Source organism: Mycobacterium sp. KBS0706, from assembly GCF_005938675.2.
Lineage (GTDB): Bacteria > Pseudomonadota > Alphaproteobacteria > DSM-16000 > Inquilinaceae > Inquilinus.
Genome location: NZ_VCCH02000438.1, coordinates 1 through 237, shown reverse-complemented (window position 1 = coordinate 237; position 237 = coordinate 1). Strand labels below are relative to the sequence as shown.

At 69.6% G+C, this 237-nt stretch carries 1 protein-coding gene; it reads left to right on the top strand.

What is annotated here, in order from left to right; genetic code table 11:
- The coding region (locus FFK22_RS42600) for an ABC transporter substrate-binding protein (RefSeq protein WP_306770291.1) at positions 1–237 on the top strand (237 nt) is incomplete at both ends.

Below are 237 nucleotides of genomic sequence, written 5' to 3'. Positions count from 1 at the left end.
GGTGCTGAAGGCGCGCGCCGACTACGCCTGGGGCCCGGCGCCGCTGGCGCATCAGGGCCGCGCCTATCTCGACGGCATCAAATACATCGTGACGCCGGAGGACAGCGTCCGCATCGGCGCCCTCTTGGCCGGCCAGGCCGATTTCATCCGCCAGGTCCAGGCCTATGACGAGCCGCAGGTGAAGGACCAGGGCTACACCGTCTACGCCGCGCCGACCCGCGGCGTGAACAACAGCGT